This window comes from Streptomyces sp. HUAS MG56, from assembly GCF_058673395.1.
The window spans coordinates 2149378-2167176 of record NZ_CM178722.1; the positions used below are offsets into that span (position 1 = coordinate 2149378).

Sequence of the window (17799 nt, forward strand, 5' to 3'; positions counted from 1 at the left end):
TCCTCGCTGTCGGTGCCGCCTGGCACGATGGCGTCATGGAACACGCCGAAGTGCAGTCGATCCACGTCCATCCGGTCAAGGCCTTCCGGGGATTCGCGCCCCGGGAAGCTGTGGTGGAGCCCTGGGGCCTGGCCGGAGACCGGCGCTGGACACTGATCGACGACGGGGGAAAGGTCGTCACCCAGCGCGAGCAGCCGCGCCTCGCGCTGGCCGCCGCCGAGCTGCTGCCCGGCGGCGGCGTTCTGCTGTCCGCGCCCGGCCGGGCGCCCTTGCCGGTGACCGTGCCCGAGCCGGGCGAGACCGTGCCGATCAGCATCTTCGGCACGAAGGTGGAGGCGGTCCCGGCCGCGCCGCCCGCGCATGCCTGGTGCAGCGCCCTTCTGGAGGCGGACGTCCGCCTGGTGCACATGGACGATCCGGCCACCCGCCGCCCGGTCGACCCCGCGTACGCCCTGCCCGGCGAGACGGTCAGCTTCGCCGACGGCTATCCGCTGCTGGTCACCTCCGCGGCCTCCCTCGACGCCCTCAACTCCCTGATAGCGGAGGGCACCCACGGCCACGAGGGTCCGCTGCCGATGAACCGCTTCCGGCCCAACCTCGTCGTCGCGGGCACCGAGGCCTGGGCCGAGGACCACTGGTCCCGCGTCCGCGTCGGCGACGTGGTCCTGCGCGTCGCGAAGCCGAGCGGACGGTGCGTCGTCACCACCACCGACCAGGACACCGCCGTACGCGGCCGGGAGCCCCTGCTCACCCTGGCCCGCCACCGCAGGGCCGGCTCGATGCTGGTCTTCGGGCAGAACCTGGTGCCCGTCACGCCCGGCACCATCAGGGTCGGGGACCCGGTGCGGGTGCTGGAGTGACACGCGACAACGGCCGGATGCGGACGGGAACCGAAAGGGGGGCACCGTCGTTGAAAGTGCATGAGAAACGCCTGAGAAGCCGCGCTCGGGACCGTCCGCGGCGGACGTGACGTCGCTCTCTCTTGCTCCGGGGCACGGACGCACGCCCGCCCCGGGGGCTATGACGGAGCGGAAGGGGGTGGGGACATGCGGGCCATCAGGGGGCTGTGGCGCTGGCGGCACAACCCGCTGCGCCGACCGACCGATCTGGCCGAGGCATGGGTGGCGCTCGTGGCGCTGGCGCTGATCGCCGTGGCCGCGCCCGCGACGGGTGGTCTGGTCGGGGCCGTCGCCCAGGACTCGCTTCAGCGGTCGGTGCGCGAGCAGCAGCACACGCGCCATCTCGTCACCGCCACGGTGGTGCGTGCCCTCAAGGACACCCCCTCGCTGGAGACGGATCCCGACGCCGCCGTGGTGCGCGAGTCGCGCCACCGCGTCCTCGCCGACTGGACCGCACCGGACGGCACCGCGCAGCACGGCGCGGCCCTGGCGGACCTCAAGTCCCCTCACACGGGCGACCACTTCGCCGTCTGGACGGACCCGCAGGGCCGAATAACCACGCGGCCGCTGGACTCCCCCACCGCGACGACGCACGCGGTGCTGGCCGGATTCGGCGCGGCCCTGCTGATCGCCGGCCTGGTCGAGGGTGTCCGGCGGCTGGCCGTATGGCGCATGATCCGCCGGCGGTACGCGTGCTGGGACCAGGCCTGGGACCGGGCCGGCCCGGACTGGGGCAAGGCGGGCACCGGCAGCTGACGGCCTGACGGCTCTGGTCAACCCACCAGGCACGCACACGCTACGGTGGACCGGCCGAAACGCTTTCGGCGACAACCCGCGGATGAGCGAACCGCAGGGACACGCAGGTTTTCGAAGAGCGCGCAGGCGCACCGGCCCCAGGTCCGGCACCGTCGCGCTCCCGTCACCGGCGGCACGGTCCCGCGCGGGATCGAGTCATCAGTACGACGAGGTGGGGGCACGGCAACGCCATGGCACAGGGCACGGTCCAGGTGACGCACACCGGTACGTCGCGGTGGCGGCGCCGCACGGGTGAGTACGCATCTCTCGCCGCCGCCCTGGAGGCCGCCGCCGACGGCGACGTCCTCACCATCGCCCCCGGCACCTACCGGGAGAACCTCGTCGTGCAGCGGTCCGTGACGCTCCGCGGCCCCGAGGGCTCCCCCGGATCGGTGCGGATCGCGCCCGAGGCGGGAGTGCCGCTGACGGTGCGGGCCTCGGCCGTGGTCCAGGACCTGCACGTGGAGGGCCAGGACGTGGCGGCACCGGCGCTGCTGGTCGAGGAGGGCACGCCCGAACTGACGGACGTGCGGATCGTCACGCGCTCCGCCGTCGGCATCGAGGTGCGCGGCGGTGCCCGCCCGACCGTGCGCCGCTGCACGGTGGACAACCCCGCGGGCGTCGGCATCGCCGTTCTCGACGGCGGCAGCGGGGTGTTCGACGAGTGCGAGGTCGTCGCGGCCGGACAGGCGGGCGTGGCCGTCCGCGGCGGCGCCCATCCGCGCCTGGTGCGCTGCCGCGTGCATCACGCCTCCGGTCCCGGGCTGACGGCGACCGGCGAGAACTCCGCCCTGGAGGCGGTGGGTTGTGAGATCTACGAGGTCCGCGGCTCCGGTGTGCAGGTGAGCCAGCGCGCCACCGCGCATCTGACCGACTGCGACGTGCACCGCACCACCGCCGACGGCGTCACGCTGGACACGGACGCGGTGCTCACCCTGGCCGACTGCCGTATCCACGACATCCCGGAGAACGCGGTCGACCTGCGCTCCCGCTCGGTGCTGACGCTGACCCGCACGACGGTCCGTCAGTTCGGGCGCAACGGCCTGTCGGTGTGGGACCCGGGCACGCGGGTGGACGCCAACCAGTGCGAGATCTTCGACAGCACGGGCGACTACCCGGCGGTGTGGGTGAGCGACGGCGCCACGGCCGTCCTCGACTCCTGCCGGGTGCACGACGTGCCGGACGCGCTGTTCGTGCTGGACCGCGGCTCGCGCGCGGACGTCGTGGACAGCGACCTGTCCCAGGTGCGCAACACGGCGGTGTCGGTGAGCGACGGGGCGACCGCGCAGCTCGACGACTGCCGTATCCGGGAGGCGGCCACCGGCGCCTGGTTCCGCGACCACGGCAGCGGCGGCACGCTGAACAACTGCACCCTGGACGGCACCCAGACCGGCGTGATCGTCACCAAGGGTGCCGACCCCACCGTCGAGCGGTGCACGGTCGACTCCCCCGCCGAGGCCGGTTTCTACGTCTCCGCCGGCGGTCGCGGCAGCTTCCTCAACTGCCGGGTCAGCGGCAGCAGCGGGTACGGCTTCCATGTGATCGACGGCTGCCGGGCGACCCTGCGCAAGTGCCGTACGGAGCGCTGCGCGCGCGGCGGTTACGAGTTCGCCGACAACGGCCCGGACGCCGGTTCCGGGACGGGCCCGGTCGTGGAGGACTGCACCAGCGACGAGAGCGGGGGCCTGCGCCCGCCGGCGGTGCGGGAGACCGCCGTACAGACGGCGACGCACGCCGGCGGCCTGCTCGGCTCGATCCCCGGGCAGCGCACCACGGAGCACGAGCCGGTGGCCGACACCGCGGAACCGGCCGCGCAGGCGCGCACCTCGAAGGACGTGCTCGGGGAACTCGACGCGCTGGTCGGCCTGGAGAGCGTCAAGCGCGAGGTGCGGGCGCTGACCGACATGATCGAGGTGGGCCGGCGCCGGCAGCGGGCGGGCCTGAAGGCGGCCTCGGTCAAACGGCATCTGGTGTTCACCGGCTCCCCCGGCACCGGCAAGACGACGGTCGCCCGGCTCTACGGCGAGATCCTCGCCTCGCTCGGCGTGCTGGAGAAGGGGCACCTGGTGGAGGTGTCCCGGGTCGACCTGGTCGGCGAGCACATCGGCTCCACGGCGATCCGCACCCAGGAGGCCTTTCAACGGGCGCACGGCGGCGTGCTGTTCATCGACGAGGCGTACGCGCTGTCACCGGAGGACGCCGGGCGGGACTTCGGCAAGGAGGCCATCGACACCCTGGTGAAGCTGATGGAGGACCAGCGGGACGCGGTGGTGGTGATCGTCGCCGGGTACACGGCGGAGATGGAGCGCTTCCTGTCCGTCAACCCCGGTGTCGCCTCCCGCTTCTCCCGCACCATCACCTTCGGCGACTACGGCCCCGAGGAGCTGCTGCGGATCGTGGAGCAGCAGGCCGACGAGCACGAGTACCGGCTGGCGCCGGGCACGTCCGAGGCACTGCTGAAGTACTTCACGGCGATCCCGAAGGGCCCGGCGTTCGGCAACGGCCGCACCGCCCGGCAGACGTTCGAGGCGATGGTGGAGCGGCACGCGAGCCGCGTCGCCCAGCTCGCCGACCCGAGCACCGACGACCTCACCCTGCTGTACGCGGAGGATCTGCCCGAACTGCCGTGAGCACCGGGCGGCACAGGTAGGTCCGGCACACGGTCTAGTCGACGCCGCCCGCGGAGTCCCGCGGATCCGGTCGCGGCCGCGGGCGTTGCCCCGGCAGCTCCGGGCGCAACCGGGCCAGCAGGCGGGCGCGTTCCCGGTCGAAGTCGGGGTCCGCCTGGTAGTCGGAGTGGCCGAGGATGGGTGCCGGGAGCGGATGGTCCGGGGTGCGGCCGTAGGCGAGGGGGTCCCGCAAGGGGCCGTGGTCGACCTCGGGCGTGGTGTCGTCGGGGACCCGGACGGGTCCGCCGATGGGGTCGGTCCGGCGGTAGAGGTTGCGCCAGCAGGCGACGTCGTGGTGCAGGGCGGCGAGCGCCGGCGGTCCGAAGTGGGCGGGGAACCAACGGCCGTAGAGACGCTCCAGCGGGGAGCCGTAGGTCAGCAGGGCGATCCGTTTGCGGGTCGACGGGGTCAGCTGCCAGGCGGCGGCCGCGGCCAGGACGCTGCCCTGGGAGTGGCCGGAGAGGACCAGGCGGCCGCCGGTGCGCTGCGTCCAGGTCGCCATCCGCCAGGTCAGGTCGGGCACGGCGCGCTCCGCGTAGCACGGGGGCGCGAAGGGGTGGGCGGCGCGCGGCCAGAAGGTGCCGACGTCCCACAGGATGCCGATGGTGCGCCGTGCCGAGGCGTCCTTGTAGGCGCGCCGGCCCCAGGTCACGAACAGCAGGAAGGCGAACCCGACCAGCCAGGAGCCCAGCGCCTGCGAGGTCTCGGCCGCCGCCCGCAGCACGTCGACGGTGCGGCGGGCGGCGCCGTCGGGTGTCTTGCCGGTGGTCATGGCGCCGGCCAGGGCCAGGGCGCCGAGCACGAAGGTGGTGGCGGTGAGCACGGCGACGACGAGGGGTGCGCGGTCGGTGAGGGTGGCCATGGCCCGGACCTGGGCGATGGTGCGGGTGCGGCCGGGGTCCTCGGGTTCGCCGGGGTGCTCGTGGCGGATGCGGGCGCGCTCGGCGCGGGCGAGCCGGGCGGTGCCCAGTCCGAGCCGGACGCCGAGGAGCAGCAGGACCGCGAGGACCGGCGGGATCGTGGACGCCTGCCAGGTCAGCAGCACGGGCGGCCCGGCGGGCAGGGCGCCGGTGCCGTCCAGCCAGCCCGCGACGCGCTGGGCGACCCCGCCGGACATCACGCCGCCCAGGGAGCATGCGAGCAGCGCGACGGCCGGGCCGCCGAGGCCCCGCATCCCGGCGCGGCGGTCGGGAGCACGGCGGTGCAGGTCCCGGGCGACGACGGCGAGGGCGATCACAAGCAGTCCCTGGGCCAGCATGAGCGTGCCGAAGGCCGGGTCGCCGGGCAGCCGCCCGTTGGAGTGCCAGCCGGGCCGGGACCAGCCGGCGTAGAGCGCGGTGAGCAGCAGCAGGCCGAGCGCGGCGAGCGGCAGGCGGCGTACGAGATGCCGGTCGAGGGCCTGGTCGAGGGTGTTCTCGCTGCGGCCCCGGCGGCAGACCACGCCCACCGCCGCTGCCGCCCCGGCCAGCAGGGCCGCGGTCAGCAGCCAGCTCAGGACGTTCAGGGCCACGGGACCGCCCGGCCGGTGGTCGAAGCGGGTCGCCGGGGTCGCGAGGGCGGCGGCCACGGTCAGCAGGCCGGCCGCGGTGTGCGCGGCGCGCAGCCGGGCCACGAGGCGGCGCCCGTACCAGAATCCGGGCATCGCCAGCGCGCTGCCGTCGGTCTCCGGCTCCGGTTCGCGGGACATCGGCCGGTGCGACTCGTATGCACTCCAGGTGCGGCGCGAGAGGTACCAGAGCAGGGCGGTCAGCGCGACCGGCACCAGCGCCGCGAGGGCGAGCCGACGGCCGGGCAGGCTCCACCAGCCGCCGTCCGCGACGGACGCCGCGACGCCGGAGAACGTCAGCCAGGTGTGGCGGCGGGCGCACTCGGGGGCGCCCGCGCACTGCCAGGCGACCAGGTCCAGGGCCACCTCGCAGGCGGCGGCCACCAGCAGCACGGTGAGGGTGAGGGCGGTGAGGCGCACGAGGAGGCCGTACAGGCGGACGGCGCGCGGCCGGTCCGTCGCGGCGGGGCGCATCCAGTGGGCGAGGTTGACCACCATGAACGGCAGCAGTAACAGCCACAGGGCGCGGCTGCTGTCGCCGGAGGTCAGGTTGCACCAGACGTACGCCTCCCGCACCGGCTCGCCGCGTGGTGCCTTCCCCGGTTCGGCGTCCGCCGCGCGGCGGAACACCGCGGCGGTGTCGTCGCCGGTGACCCGGACCGTGCGCGGGTCGCCGAGCATCTTCTCGGGTGTGGTGCCGCCGACCCCGTGCACCAGCAGCTCCAGCTCGGCCAGCGGCGCGGCGGGCCCGTCCGCCCGGTCGGTGCCCGCCTCGCCGGGCCCGTCGGTCTGCCGCCCCGTGGGGCGGTTCTGCGCGCGTTCCACTGTCGTCGCACTCCCGTGCCCACGCCCGAACGGTCTGAGTCGATGCGGGCTTCAGGATCTCCGCTCCGCCGGTGCCGCGCACCGCTCGTCACGGAATCTCCCCGATCCGTGTGACGTCGTGACGCAACGCGTGCGACACGAGTGGCATGTGCGCGTCGTGACAGGCGGGTGGCGCGACCCCTGCCGGACCGTGAAAGGATGGGACGCCCGCGCACTTCCGGTTCTCCGGATTCTCCTGGTCGGAGCCGGTGCGGCGGGCGAGTCGGACGGTTGGCGGCGAAAGGACCGGTGCGTGCGTGAGTGAGAATCAGAACCTCCTCGCGGAGCAGCGCCGCGCCCTGATCCTGGACGAGGTCCGGCGCCGGGGCGGTGTGCGGGTCAACGAGCTGACCCGCAAGCTCGGGGTCTCGGACATGACCGTGCGCCGTGACCTGGACTCCCTCGCCCGTCAGGGCATGCTGGAGAAGGTGCACGGCGGGGCGGTGCCGGTGGTCGAGGCCAGCACCCATGAGCCGGGGTTCGAGGCCAAGTCGGGTCTGGAGCTGACCGCCAAGGAGGACATCGCGCGGGCGGCGGCCCGGCTGGTCAGCCCGGGCGCGGCGATCGCCCTGTCCGGCGGTACGACGACGTACGCGCTCGCGCAGCATCTGCTGGAGGTGCCCGACCTCACCGTCGTGACGAACTCGGTGCGGGTCGCGGACGTCTTCCACGCGGCGCAGCGCACTTCGGGTCAGCGCCAGGGCGCGGCCACGGTGGTGCTGACGGGCGGGGTGCGCACACCGTCGGACTCGTTGGTGGGGCCGGTCGCCGACCAGGCCATCGCCGCCCTCCACTTCGATCTGCTGTTCCTCGGTGTGCACGGCATATCGGTCGAGGCGGGGCTGTCCACGCCGAACCTCGCGGAGGCCGAGACAAACCGGCGGCTGGTGCACTCCGCACGCCGGGTCGTGGTGGTCGCCGACCACACCAAGTGGGGCACGGTGGGCCTCAGTTCGTTCGCCACGCTGGAGCAGGTGGACACGCTCGTCACCGACGCGGGGCTGCCGGCCGAGGCGCGTACGGAGATCTCGGAGCATCTGCCGCGGCTGATCGTGGCGGGCGAGGGCGACATCGAGGCAGCCGAGGACATCTGACGGCCCGTCAACTACGCTGAACTCCCTCAACTGTCTGCTTCGGGACAGGACTTCAGATTTCACGAGGGGGTTCGCGTCATGCCGCACCGTCTGCGCCCGGTCGGGCCGGAGTTCGTCGACAGCGCGCCGGTACGACTCGTGTTCACACAGGACGTGGCCGCCCCTCCGGAGGCCGTCTTCCACGCCCTCGCCGAGGACGTGCCCGGCTGGCCGCAGTGGTTCTCGGCCATCGCCTCCGCCCGGCCGACCGAGGGCGGGCGCGAGGTGCGGCTGCGCGGCGGCATCCGTTTCCGCGAGACGGTGCTCGCGGCGAAGGGGCCCGAGGTGTACGCCTATCGGGTCGACGTGACGAACACGCCGGGCGCCCGCGCCTGGATCGAGGAGTGGCGGCTGGCCCCGGCCGGACCGGGAACGCGGGTGCGGATGACCTTCGCCCTCGACGGCACGGCGCCCTTCCGGCTGGTGTGCGGACTGGCCCGCCCCGGAGTCGGCCGCTCCTTCCGCACGGCGGTCGCCGCACTCGACCGGCGCCTGCGCTGAACCGCCCGCGACGCCGTCCCGGCCGGCCGCCCGTGGACCGCCCCCCGGCCCGTCCGGGGGCTCAGTCGGGCCAGGCGCCCGTCGTCAGCAGGGTGTCGATCGCCGCCGAGTACGGCGTGATGTCGAGGCCCTGCTCCGCGAGCCAGGCGTCGGAGTAGTACTTGTCGAGGTAGCGGTCGCCCGGGTCGCACAGCAGGGTGACGACGCTGCCGGTCCGGCCCTCGGCCACCATCTCGGAGACGATCTTCAGCGCGCTCCACAGCCCGGTGCCCGTGGAGCCGCCCGCCTTGCGGCCGATGGCCCGCTCCAGGGCGCGTACGGCGGCGACGCTCGCCGCGTCCGGCACCTTCATCATCCGGTCGATCGCGCCGGGCACGAAGCTCGGTTCCATGCGCGGCCGGCCGATGCCCTCGATCCGGGAGCCGCAGTCGCAGGTGACGTCGGCATCGCCGGTCGTCCAGCCCTCGAAGAAGCAGGAGTTGTCCGGGTCGGCGACACAGACGCGGGTGTCGTACTGCATGTAGTGGACGTAGCGGGCGAGGGTCGCGGAGGTGCCGCCGGTGCCCGCGGTGGCGACGATCCAGGCCGGCTCCGGGAAGCGCTCCAACTCCAGCTGGCGGAAGATGGATTCGGCGATGTTGTTGTTGCCGCGCCAGTCGGTGGCCCGCTCGGCGTAGGTGAACTGGTCCATGTAGTGGCCGCCGGTCTCCACCGCGAGTCGGGCCGACTCCTCGTACATCTTCCGTGAGTCGTCCACGAAGTGGCACCGCCCGCCGTGGAACTCGATCAGGCGGCACTTCTCGGCGCTGGTCGTGCGCGGCATGACCGCGATGAAGGGCACGCCGATCAGCTTGGCGAAGTAGGCCTCGGAGACGGCCGTCGAGCCGCTGGACGCCTCGATCACCGGGCGACCGGGGCGGATCCAGCCATTGCAGAGGCCGTAGAGGAACAGGGAACGGGCGAGGCGGTGCTTGAGGCTCCCGGTGGGGTGCGTCGACTCGTCCTTGAGGTAGAGGTCGATGCCCCACCGCTCGGGCAGCGGGAAGCGGAGCAGGTGCGTGTCCGCCGAGCGGTTGGCGTCGGCCTGGACCTTGCGTACGGCTTCTTTCAGCCAGTCGCGGTAGGCCGGGTCGCTGCGGTCCACGTCGAGGGTGGCGCCGGTGCGGATCTGGGGGGTGGTGCTCACGGCGGTGCTCCTTACGCTGGGCGCCGACAACGCCTGACGCGGCCGACACGTCGAGCATAGGCATCTTTGACACCGCTTCCCACCTGCATAAACGCATCTTTGGGCGACCCAAAGCGGCCCTGGGGCACAGGCGGGCGCGGCCGGCCAGGGGCGCATTGGCGGGAGTGCTCCGGGCGGTCGTCGCGCGCGCCCCGCGTGTACTGGTGCTCTCGGCCCCCTCGGGGCAGACTGCACGCGACGGGACCTGTCGTCCCCAGGGGCGCACACTGGGTCGCGGAAGCACACGCGCAAGGGGGCTGCAAGCGATGGCGGAGCCGGAGTTCACGGCCACGGGCGTGCGGATCGGCAAGCGGCTGCGTTCGCTCACGCGGGCCGGGCAGGTCCGGATCAACGACGGCAGGCTGGAGTTGCTCAACAGCTACGGCAGCGAGATCGACAGCGCGCCCGTGCAGGCGGTGCGGGCGTCGAAGCCGTGGTTCGCGGCGGACGACCGGGCACTGGCCGATCTCAACGGCCAGCGGTATCTGCTGACGCTGGGCGAGCACGACCCCGCCCCCGGCGAGCCGGGGCCGCCCGCGGCCCGGCGGTTCATCGAGGCGGTGCGCCGGGCCGCAGGCCGCGGCGGTTGAGTGCCGTAGGGCCGCGGGTGGGGGTACCGGTCACACACTCCGAGCAGCGTCGCGCCGCGGCGAGTTGCGGGAGCGCATCCGCCCTGTCACGCTGTTCACACACGTCACTCTGGGTTTACCGGCGATAACGCTGCGAACCAGCCCGCCGGCCATGACAGCAGGCGACGTTTGGACGCAAGCACCCTGCTGGATCCGTTGTTCTCCGTGTTCTTCCGGTCCCTTCGGACCTCTACATCGGGGAGTCGCGAGCCGTGATCAGTCATCCGAGCAGGCACTGCACGGTGGAGCTGCAAGCCCTGCCGTCGCGGATCGGCCAGGTCCGCAGAATCGTATCTGCGCAGTTGCGCTACTGGCATATGGACCCGTTGATAGACCGGGCCGCACTCGGTGTGACGGAGCTGCTGAGCAACGTCCACCGGCATGCCCGGCCCGACAAGACGTGCACCGTCGAGCTGGAGTTGCTGGCGGACCGGCTCACGGTCTCGGTGCGCGACAGCGACCCGCGGCTGCCGGTGCCGGCCGACACGGCCGCGGACGCGCCCGACGTCGGGCCGCTGGCCACCTGCGGCCGGGGGCTGGCGATGGTGGCCGCGGTGAGCGACAGCTGGGGCGCGCGGCCGGACGGCGAGAACGGCAAGGTCGTGTGGTTCACGCTGCCCGCCCCGGAGGAGGCCCGGACGCGTCCGGCACAGGCCCCGCACCGTCCGGCACGGGCGGCACAGCCGGCCCGGCCGACGCCGGTACCCGTGCCCGTGGTGGCCACGATGCCGGTCACGGTGCCGGTCACGGTGGCGGCTTCGGTGGCCGCGGGGACTCCCGTGACTGCCGCGGCTGCGGTGACCGCCGGAACGCCCGTGGGCGCCGCCGTCGCTGCCGCGAGCGCGACTCCTGCGCCCGCACCGGCCCCGTCCCCGGCTCCCGTTCCCGCGGTGGCACACGCCTCCGCCGGGCCCGGGGCACAGGCTCCCGCCCGGTCGGCCGTTCCCGGCTGACCGGGCGGTGAGGCCGCCTCCGGACCCGGACGGGCGCGCCTGCCCGCCGGGCCGGTTCGGACCGTACCCGGCTGCGCCTCCGACGCGGCCGATCGCGACAGTTCCCGCACTCGCGGAACGCCGACGACCACGCCCATCCGCCGAGCCGGGTCGGACCGAACTCGGTTGCAGTCCCGACGCGGCCGGTCGCGATGGACCCCACACCCCGCACCCCGGAACCCGGACGACCACACCCACCTGCCGAACCGGGTCGGACCCCGCTCGACTGCAGATCCCACGCGGCCGGTCACAGCGGATCGCACGCCCCGGGACCCCGACGACCACGCCCACCCGCCGAACCACGCCGGACCATCCCCAGCTCCAGATCTCACGCGGCCGACCGCAACGGACCCCACACCCCCGGGACCTCGACGGCCACACCCGCCCACCAGATCAGCTCGGACCGAGCCCGGCCACACACCCCACGCGGCCAGTCGCAGTGCACCCCGAACCCCGTGAACCGGACGACCACACCCACCCGCCGAACCACGCCGGACCATCCCCAGCTCCAGATCCCGCGCGGCCGACCGCAACGGACCCCGCGCCCCCGGGACCCCGACGGCCGCGCCACCCACGCCAGGGCACACCGCACCGGGCAGCAGATCCGACGCGGACGCGCCCGGCGGGTTCCGTGCTCCTCGGGGCGGTCACTGCGTGGCGATCGACCTCAGGACGTCGAGGCGGGCCGCTCGTCGGGCCGGGCGCAGGCCCGCGAGGGCGCCCGCGGTGAGGCCGACGAGGGCGACCACGGCGAGCCGTGCGGGTGGCAGGGCGAAGGCGAACGCGGTGTCGCTCGCGCCGTCGGAGGCCTTCACCAGCACCCAGCCGAGGAAGGCGCCGAGGCCGAGTCCGCCGACCGCGCCGAACGCGGCGACCAGGACCGACTCCCAGCGGACCATGGCCCGCAGCTGGGTGCGGGTCTGCCCGACGGCCCGCAACAGCCCCAGTTCCCGGGTGCGTTCGTGCAGCGCGAGGGTCAGGGTGTTGGCGATGCCGAGCAGGGCGATGAGCACCGCGAGGGCGAGCAGGGCGTAGACGAGGGTGAGCATCATGTCGATCCCGCCCGCCGAGGACTGCGCGTACTCGTCGCGGGTCTGCACCTGCGGGTTGCCGTAGCGTGCCGCGACCTGCTGCACCGCCGCCTTGCCCGCGTCGGCGCCCACCCCGTGCCTGAAGGTGACGGCGACGAGGGTGTCGGAGTCCTGGGTACGGTGCGGGGCCCAGGCGGCCCGGGTGATGACGTAGTCACCGGCCAGTTCGGAGCGGCCGTACACGGCCCGGACGGTGAAGTTCTCGCTCGTGCCGTCGGTGAAGGTCAGGCGGGCGGTGTCACCGGTGCGCAGATGCTGCCGGCCGGCCTCCGCCCGGGTGAGGGCGATCCCGTCGGTGCCGAGGTCGCGCAACGAACCGGTGACCGTGCCGAGGTCGAAGGCGTGGGCGAGCGCGGCCGGGTCGGTGACCGTCAACGCCCTCCCCCTGCCGTCGACTTCGGCGACCCCGCGGCCGAGACCGACGGCGGTGTCCACCTGGGGAAGCCGGCTCAGGGCCGGGGCGAGCCGGGGGCTGAGTCCGCTGCCGCCCGCGCCGAAGGAGGGGTTGCTGACGGCGACGTCGCCCGCGAAGGACCGGGACACCGTCTGGTCCATGGTGGCCTTCAGCGAGGCGCCGAAGACGGTGAACAGGGACACCACGGCCACGCCGATCATCAGCGCGCTCGCGGTGGCGGCCGTCCGCTTCGGGCTGCGCAGGGCGTTGCGCCGGGCGAGGCCGCCGGTGACCCCGCGCAGCCGGTCCAGCGGACGGCCGAGCAGGCGTACGACGGCGGTCGCGGCGACCGGCCCGAGGACGACGAAGGCCGCCAGAGCGAGCAGCGCGCCGAGTCCCGCGAGCCATACGGACGGGGTCACGAGGACACCGCCGAGGGTCGCCGCGAGCGCGAGCGCGCCGAGGGCGGCGCCGGTGACCGCACGCGGGCGGGAGGCGCCCGAGGTGTCGACGTCCGTCTCGCGCAGCGCGGCGAGCGGCGCGGTGCGTCCGGCGCGCAGGGCGGGCAGCAGCGCGGAGGCCACACAGACCACGACGCCGACCGTGAACGGCAGTGCCATCGACAGGGTCTTGATCACCAACTCGCCGTCGGGGAACGGGAATCCGATCGCGGGGAAGAGCGCCTGGAGCCCGGCGGCGATGCCGATGCCGCCCGCGAGCCCGGTGAGCGAGGCGGTGAGCGCGACCGCGAGCGCCTCGGCGAGGGCGATGGCGGTCACCTGTCGGCGGGCGGCGCCCAGGGCCCGCAACAGGGCGTTGTCGCGGGTGCGTTGGGCGACCACGATCGCGAACGTGTTGTGGATGGAGAAGGTGGCGACGAGCAGGGCGACGCCGGAGAACACGAGCAGGAAGGTGGTGAAGAGGGTCAGGAACTGGCCGGAGACCATGCCGGTGTTCTCGCGCGCCGACTGCTGCCCGGTGACGACCTCGACTCCCTTGGGCAGTACCGGAGTCAGTCGCCGCACGAGCTCGCCCTGACCGACTCCGGGCGCCGCCCGCACGTCGATGGCCGCCGCCTGCCCCGGCCGGGCGGTGAGATACCGCTCGGCGTCCGCCTGGGTCATGCCGGTGAAGGTCACCTGTGCCATGCCGTCCTGGCCCCCGAAGGTGGCGAGGCCCACGACGGTCACGCGCACCGGGTCGGGGGTGCGCAGGGTGGTGGTGTCGCCGATCTTCAGGCCCGCCTTCTTCGCCGCGCCCCGGTTCACCACGACCTCGCCGGTGCGGGCGGGGGCGCGGCCCTCGGCCAGCCGGTACGGGTTGAGCCGCGGGTCGGTGATCCAGTTCCCGGCGAGGGTCGGCGGCCCCTGACCGCCGACGGGTTTGCCGTCGGCGCCCACGAGTTGGCCGCGCCCCTCGATGTCCGGGACGGCTGCGGCCACGCCGGGCACCCGCTCGACGGTGCGCACCAGCGAGGTCTCGACGGGCTGCCGTACGCCCTGGCCCTGGCCGGGTGCGGTGATGGCGTCGGCGCCGCGCACCACGGCGTCCGTACCGACGGTGGCCTCGCCGAACATGGCACCAAAACTCGCCCTGAGCGTGTCGCCCATGACGAGGGTGCCGGTCAGGAACGCGACGCCGAGGAACACGGCAAGGAAGGTGCCGGCGAAGCGGCGTCGGTGCGCGCGCAGCGAGGCGCGGCTCAGCCGGAGCGAGGCGTTCATGACCGCACCTCGAAGGCCTTCATGCGGTCCAGGACGCGGTCGGCGGTGGGCGCTGCCATGCGGTCGACCAAGCCGCCGTCGGCGAGGAAGAGCACCTCGTCGGCGTGCGCGGCGGCCACCGGGTCGTGCGTGACCATGACGACCGTGCGGTCCATCTCCCGCACGGCCCGGCCGAGCAGTCCGAGGACCTCGGCGCCGGAGCGGGAGTCCAGGTTGCCGGTGGGCTCGTCGGCGAAGACGACGTCGGGCCGGCCGGCGAACGCCCGTGCCACGGCGACGCGTTGCTGCTGGCCGCCGGAGAGTTCGGACGGCCGGTGGTGCAGCCGGTCGCGCAGCCCGACGACGTCCACGAGCGCGTCGGTCCACTCCGGGTCGCCGCGCCGCCCGGCCAGGTCCAGCGGGAGGGTGATGTTCTCCGCGACGGTCAGCGTGGGCACCAGGTTGAACGCCTGGAAGACGAACCCGATCCGGTCGCGGCGCAGCAGGGTCAGGCGGCGGTCGTCCAGCGCGCCCAGGTCGGTGTCGCCGATGCGGGCGGTGCCGGAGGTGAGGGTGTCGAGGCCGGCCGCGCAGTGCATGAGCGTGGACTTGCCGGAGCCGGAGGGGCCCATGATCGCCGTGAAGCGTCCGGCGGGGAAGTCCACGGTGACACCGTCGAGCGCGCGTACGGCGGTGTCGCCACCGCCGTACACCTTGACCGCGTCCCTCACGCCGGCCGCGGCCTTTCGCTGTGCGGTCGTCGTGGTCATGCCGGGCCCCCCTTGCCCGTGCGGCCGAACTGCTCGTCCAGGACGGACAGGCGGCGCCAGTACTCGTCCTCGTCGATCTCGCCGGAGGCGAAGCGGCGGCCCAGCACCGCGAGCGGGGAGTCCCCGGCCGGGCGGCCGCCGTCGACGGGCCGGTACCAGGGACCGCCGCGACCGCGCCACCCGGTGCGGCGCAGCAGGGTGACGGCGCCGATCACGACGGCCGCCCAGATCAGCGGGAAGAACAGGATCCACGGGCCGGGCCCGCCGTGCCAGCTCGCCAGGGTCTGCATCTCGGGTCATCTCCCTTGTCGTCGCGTCGTCCCCGGTCTTCGGGGACGCCACGAGACTCCCTCCCGCAGGGGGCCCGGGTCGTCGTGCGGCCGGCGGCACCGCGCGTACCCCCCGGGGAGTACGGCGACGGGGTGCGTCTGCTCCGCGCGGACGGACGCTCCTCGGGGACGCTCGCTCCTCGGGAACTGGCGATTTGTAACTACTAGTATGTACAGTAGCCGCATGAGCACCCCGGAACGACTGATCGAGTCCACGCGCGAACTGCTGTGGGAGCGCGGTTACGTGGGCACGAGCCCGAAGGCGATCCTGGAGCGCGCGGGCGCGGGCCAGGGCAGCATGTACCACCACTTCAAGGGCAAGCCCGATCTCGCCCTGGCGGCGATCCGGCGGACCGCCGACGAACTGCGCGCCACGGCCGAGCGCGTCCTCGCCGGGCCGGGCACGCCGTACGAGCGCATCGAGGCCTACCTGCTGCGCGAGCGAGACGTGCTGCGCGGCTGTCCGGTCGGCCGGCTCACGATGGACCCGGACGTGATCGCCAGCGAGGAGCTGCGCGCGCCGGTGGACGAGACGATCGCGTTCATCCGGCGGCGGATCGCCGAGCTCGTCGAAGAGGGCAAGCGGCAGGGGCAGTTCGCGCCCGGACTGGACGGCGAGGAGATCGGCGCGGCCGTCCTCGCGACGATCCAGGGCGGCTACGTCCTCGCCCGCGCCTCGGGCTCCCCCGCCGCGTTCGACGCGGGCGTACGCGGCCTGCTCTCCCTGCTGACGCCTCCGGCCACCGGAAAGGACCGCTGAATCCGATGCATGCCATGCAGTACGAGCTGACGCTCCCCGCCGACTACGACACGGGGATCATCCGTACCCGGGTCGCCCGGATCGGGCATCTGCTCGACGACTGGGACGGCCTCGGCTTCAAGGCGTACCTGCTGCGCGAACGCGGGCGGTACAACTCCGTGGTGAACCAGTACGCACCGTTCTACCTGTGGCACACGGTCGAGGGCATGAACCGCTTCCTGTGGGGCGGCGCCTTCCAGGGGCTGGTGAACGACTTCGGCAGGCCCACCGTGCGGCAGTGGACCGGGCTGGGCTGCGCCGAGGGGACGGGTACGCGCGCGGCGTTCGCCGTGCGGCGCCGTCAACCGCTCGCGGAAGGCGTGGAGTTGGCCGGAACGGTGGAGGATGCCGTCGCCGAGGCGGAGCGGCTGGCCACCGAGGACGGCGCGGTGCTGGCGGCGGCGGCCGTGGACACGCGCGCGTGGGAGCTGGTGCACTTCTCGCTCTGGGAGCATGACGCCCCGAAGGCCGAGGGGGACGTCTTCCAGGTGCTGCACCTGTCCGCGCCCGGCCGGGACCGGCTCCCGCGGGGCCGGCAGTGGTGAGTCGCGTCCGTACGGTCCTCGGCGACATCGCACCCGAGGACCTGGGCGTGTGCGACGCGCACGACCATCTCTTCCTGACCAGCCCGATGTTCCCGGGCCGGGAGCTGAACGACACCGCCGCGGCCCGGGCCGAGCTGGGGGCGTTCCGGGCGGCCGGCGGTGCGGCCGTCGTGCAGTGGACGCCGTACGGCTTGGGGCGCCGGGCGGCGGACCTGCCCGGGCTGTCCCGGGCCACGGGAGTGACGCTGGTGTGCGCCACCGGCCTGCACCAGGCCGCGCACTACACACCGGAGTTGCTGGCCGGGCTGCGCGGCCGCCTGGCGGAGGTGTTCGTGTCCGAGCTGACCGAGGGTATCGGTACGACCGGGGTCCGGGCCGGGCTGATCAAGGTGGCGGGCGGCTTCCACGCGCTCGACGCGCACGCCCGCTGGACGATGACGGCGGCGGCCGAGGCGAGCCGTGCCACCGGCGCGCCCATCGCCGTGCACCTGGAGATGGGCACCGGCGCGCTGGACGTACTGGACCTGCTGTGCGGGGAGTTGGATGTACCGGGTGAGCGGGTGATCCTCGGGCATCTGAACCGCTCCCCCGACCCGGTGGTGCAGCGGGAGGCCGCGCGTTCGGGCTGCTGGCTGGCCTTCGACGGGCCGTCCCGCGCACACCACGCCACCGACTGGCGGATGCCGGGCGCGGTGCGCGACCTGACGGAGGCCGGCTTCGCCGACCGGCTGCTGCTCGGCTGCGACACCGTGCTCGCCGGCGCCCGCTCGGTCGACGGCGGGCCCGGCATGCCGTATCTGCTGCGCAGGGTGCGGCCGCGGCTGGTGGCGGAGTTGGGTACGGAGCTGGTGGAGCGGATCCTCACGGAGCATCCGGGGCGGGCGTTCGGGATCGGCCGGCGGTGAGTGCTGGCCG

14 protein-coding genes and 1 pseudogene are annotated in these 17799 nt (G+C 73.9%); 10 read left to right on the forward strand and 5 right to left on the reverse strand.

The window, feature by feature from the left end; all coding sequences use genetic code 11:
* Positions 1–35: 35 nt before the first annotated feature.
* The 3 genes from AC4OXY_RS10410 to AC4OXY_RS10420 all read left to right on the forward strand — a co-directional run bounded on the left by AC4OXY_RS10410 (position 36) and on the right by AC4OXY_RS10420 (position 4324).
* Complete coding sequence (locus AC4OXY_RS10410; RefSeq protein WP_356023573.1) at positions 36–860, forward strand: MOSC domain-containing protein; 825 nt, start codon at positions 36–38, stop codon at positions 858–860.
* A 186-nt stretch (positions 861–1046) separates the two neighbouring features.
* Positions 1047–1655, forward strand: a complete 609-nt coding sequence (locus AC4OXY_RS10415) for an Rv1733c family protein (RefSeq protein ID WP_356023571.1) — start codon at positions 1047–1049, stop codon at positions 1653–1655.
* Positions 1656–1885: 230 nt separating this feature from the next.
* Positions 1886–4324 (forward strand): right-handed parallel beta-helix repeat-containing protein, encoded by a 2439-nt coding sequence (locus AC4OXY_RS10420; RefSeq protein ID WP_356023569.1) that lies wholly within the window; start codon positions 1886–1888, stop codon positions 4322–4324.
* A 34-nt stretch (positions 4325–4358) separates the two neighbouring features.
* Here AC4OXY_RS10420 and AC4OXY_RS10425 read toward each other — a convergent pair whose 3' ends face one another.
* Entirely contained in the window at positions 4359–6734 is a 2376-nt protein-coding gene (locus AC4OXY_RS10425; RefSeq protein WP_491993745.1) for a hypothetical protein, read from the reverse strand.
* A gap of 296 nt (positions 6735–7030) precedes the next feature.
* Here AC4OXY_RS10425 and AC4OXY_RS10430 point away from each other — a divergent pair, with 296 nt between their 5' ends.
* Positions 7031–7867 carry a DeoR/GlpR family DNA-binding transcription regulator gene (locus AC4OXY_RS10430; protein WP_356023567.1) on the forward strand — a complete coding sequence of 279 codons (837 nt, stop codon included), beginning with the start codon at positions 7031–7033 and terminating at the stop codon, positions 7865–7867.
* A gap of 78 nt (positions 7868–7945) precedes the next feature.
* A complete protein-coding gene (locus tag AC4OXY_RS10435; RefSeq protein ID WP_362820152.1) occupies positions 7946–8407 on the forward strand; it encodes an SRPBCC family protein in 462 nt (153 codons plus the stop codon).
* A 61-nt stretch (positions 8408–8468) separates the two neighbouring features.
* On the opposite strand, the gene cds1 is transcribed toward AC4OXY_RS10435, so the two are convergent.
* A complete protein-coding gene (gene cds1, locus AC4OXY_RS10440; protein WP_491993746.1) occupies positions 8469–9593 on the reverse strand; it encodes an L-cysteine desulfhydrase Cds1 in 1125 nt (374 codons plus the stop codon).
* Positions 9594–9898: 305 nt separating this feature from the next.
* Here cds1 and AC4OXY_RS10445 point away from each other — a divergent pair, with 305 nt between their 5' ends.
* Entirely contained in the window at positions 9899–10222 is a 324-nt protein-coding gene (locus tag AC4OXY_RS10445) for a hypothetical protein (RefSeq protein WP_071374519.1), read from the forward strand.
* A gap of 251 nt (positions 10223–10473) precedes the next feature.
* A pseudogene (locus AC4OXY_RS10450) lies at positions 10474–10953 on the forward strand (ATP-binding protein); the annotation flags it as partial.
* A 947-nt stretch (positions 10954–11900) separates the two neighbouring features.
* Here the strand turns inward: AC4OXY_RS10450 and AC4OXY_RS10455 are convergent.
* Genes AC4OXY_RS10455 through AC4OXY_RS10465 form a run of 3 tightly spaced genes read right to left on the reverse strand, consistent with a single transcriptional unit; the run spans position 11901 to position 15501 of the window.
* A complete protein-coding gene (locus tag AC4OXY_RS10455; RefSeq protein WP_491993747.1) occupies positions 11901–14462 on the reverse strand; it encodes an ABC transporter permease in 2562 nt (853 codons plus the stop codon).
* A complete protein-coding gene (locus AC4OXY_RS10460; protein ID WP_491993748.1) occupies positions 14459–15211 on the reverse strand; it encodes an ABC transporter ATP-binding protein in 753 nt (250 codons plus the stop codon). The genes AC4OXY_RS10455 and AC4OXY_RS10460 overlap by 4 nt, the downstream gene beginning before the upstream one ends.
* Positions 15208–15501 carry an SHOCT domain-containing protein gene (locus AC4OXY_RS10465; RefSeq protein WP_356023557.1) on the reverse strand — a complete coding sequence of 98 codons (294 nt, stop codon included), beginning with the start codon at positions 15499–15501 and terminating at the stop codon, positions 15208–15210. Before AC4OXY_RS10465 ends, AC4OXY_RS10460 begins: the two co-directional genes overlap by 4 nt.
* Before the next feature lie 223 nt (positions 15502–15724).
* Between AC4OXY_RS10465 and AC4OXY_RS10470 the strand changes: the two genes are divergently transcribed.
* Genes AC4OXY_RS10470 through AC4OXY_RS10480 form a run of 3 tightly spaced genes read left to right on the forward strand, consistent with a single transcriptional unit; the run spans position 15725 to position 17789 of the window.
* Positions 15725–16300, forward strand: coding sequence for a TetR/AcrR family transcriptional regulator (locus tag AC4OXY_RS10470; protein WP_356023555.1), 576 nt, complete (start codon positions 15725–15727; stop codon positions 16298–16300).
* Positions 16301–16305: 5 nt separating this feature from the next.
* On the forward strand, positions 16306–16884 hold the full coding sequence (locus AC4OXY_RS10475; RefSeq protein WP_362820157.1) for a DUF4865 family protein: 579 nt from the start codon (positions 16306–16308) through the stop codon (positions 16882–16884).
* On the forward strand, positions 16881–17789 hold the full coding sequence (locus tag AC4OXY_RS10480; protein WP_491993749.1) for a phosphotriesterase family protein: 909 nt from the start codon (positions 16881–16883) through the stop codon (positions 17787–17789). Before AC4OXY_RS10475 ends, AC4OXY_RS10480 begins: the two co-directional genes overlap by 4 nt.
* Positions 17790–17799: the final 10 nt, after the last annotated feature.

What these genes read in the sequence shown, in the direction of transcription:
- AC4OXY_RS10445 (WP_071374519.1), top strand. Translation starts at nt 9,899, where the DNA reads ATGGCGGAGCCGGAGTTCACGGCCACGGGCGTGCGGATCGGCAAGCGG.
- AC4OXY_RS10435 (WP_362820152.1), top strand. Translation starts at nt 7,946, where the DNA reads ATGCCGCACCGTCTGCGCCCGGTCGGGCCGGAGTTCGTCGACAGCGCG.
- AC4OXY_RS10455 (WP_491993747.1), bottom strand. Translation starts at nt 14,462, where the DNA reads ATGAACGCCTCGCTCCGGCTGAGCCGCGCCTCGCTGCGCGCGCACCGA.
- AC4OXY_RS10470 (WP_356023555.1), top strand. Translation starts at nt 15,725, where the DNA reads ATGAGCACCCCGGAACGACTGATCGAGTCCACGCGCGAACTGCTGTGG.
- AC4OXY_RS10415 (WP_356023571.1), top strand. Translation starts at nt 1,047, where the DNA reads ATGCGGGCCATCAGGGGGCTGTGGCGCTGGCGGCACAACCCGCTGCGC.
- AC4OXY_RS10420 (WP_356023569.1), top strand. Translation starts at nt 1,886, where the DNA reads ATGGCACAGGGCACGGTCCAGGTGACGCACACCGGTACGTCGCGGTGG.
- AC4OXY_RS10475 (WP_362820157.1), top strand. Translation starts at nt 16,306, where the DNA reads ATGCATGCCATGCAGTACGAGCTGACGCTCCCCGCCGACTACGACACG.
- AC4OXY_RS10465 (WP_356023557.1), bottom strand. Translation starts at nt 15,501, where the DNA reads ATGCAGACCCTGGCGAGCTGGCACGGCGGGCCCGGCCCGTGGATCCTG.
- AC4OXY_RS10460 (WP_491993748.1), bottom strand. Translation starts at nt 15,211, where the DNA reads ATGACCACGACGACCGCACAGCGAAAGGCCGCGGCCGGCGTGAGGGAC.
- AC4OXY_RS10410 (WP_356023573.1), top strand. Translation starts at nt 36, where the DNA reads ATGGAACACGCCGAAGTGCAGTCGATCCACGTCCATCCGGTCAAGGCC.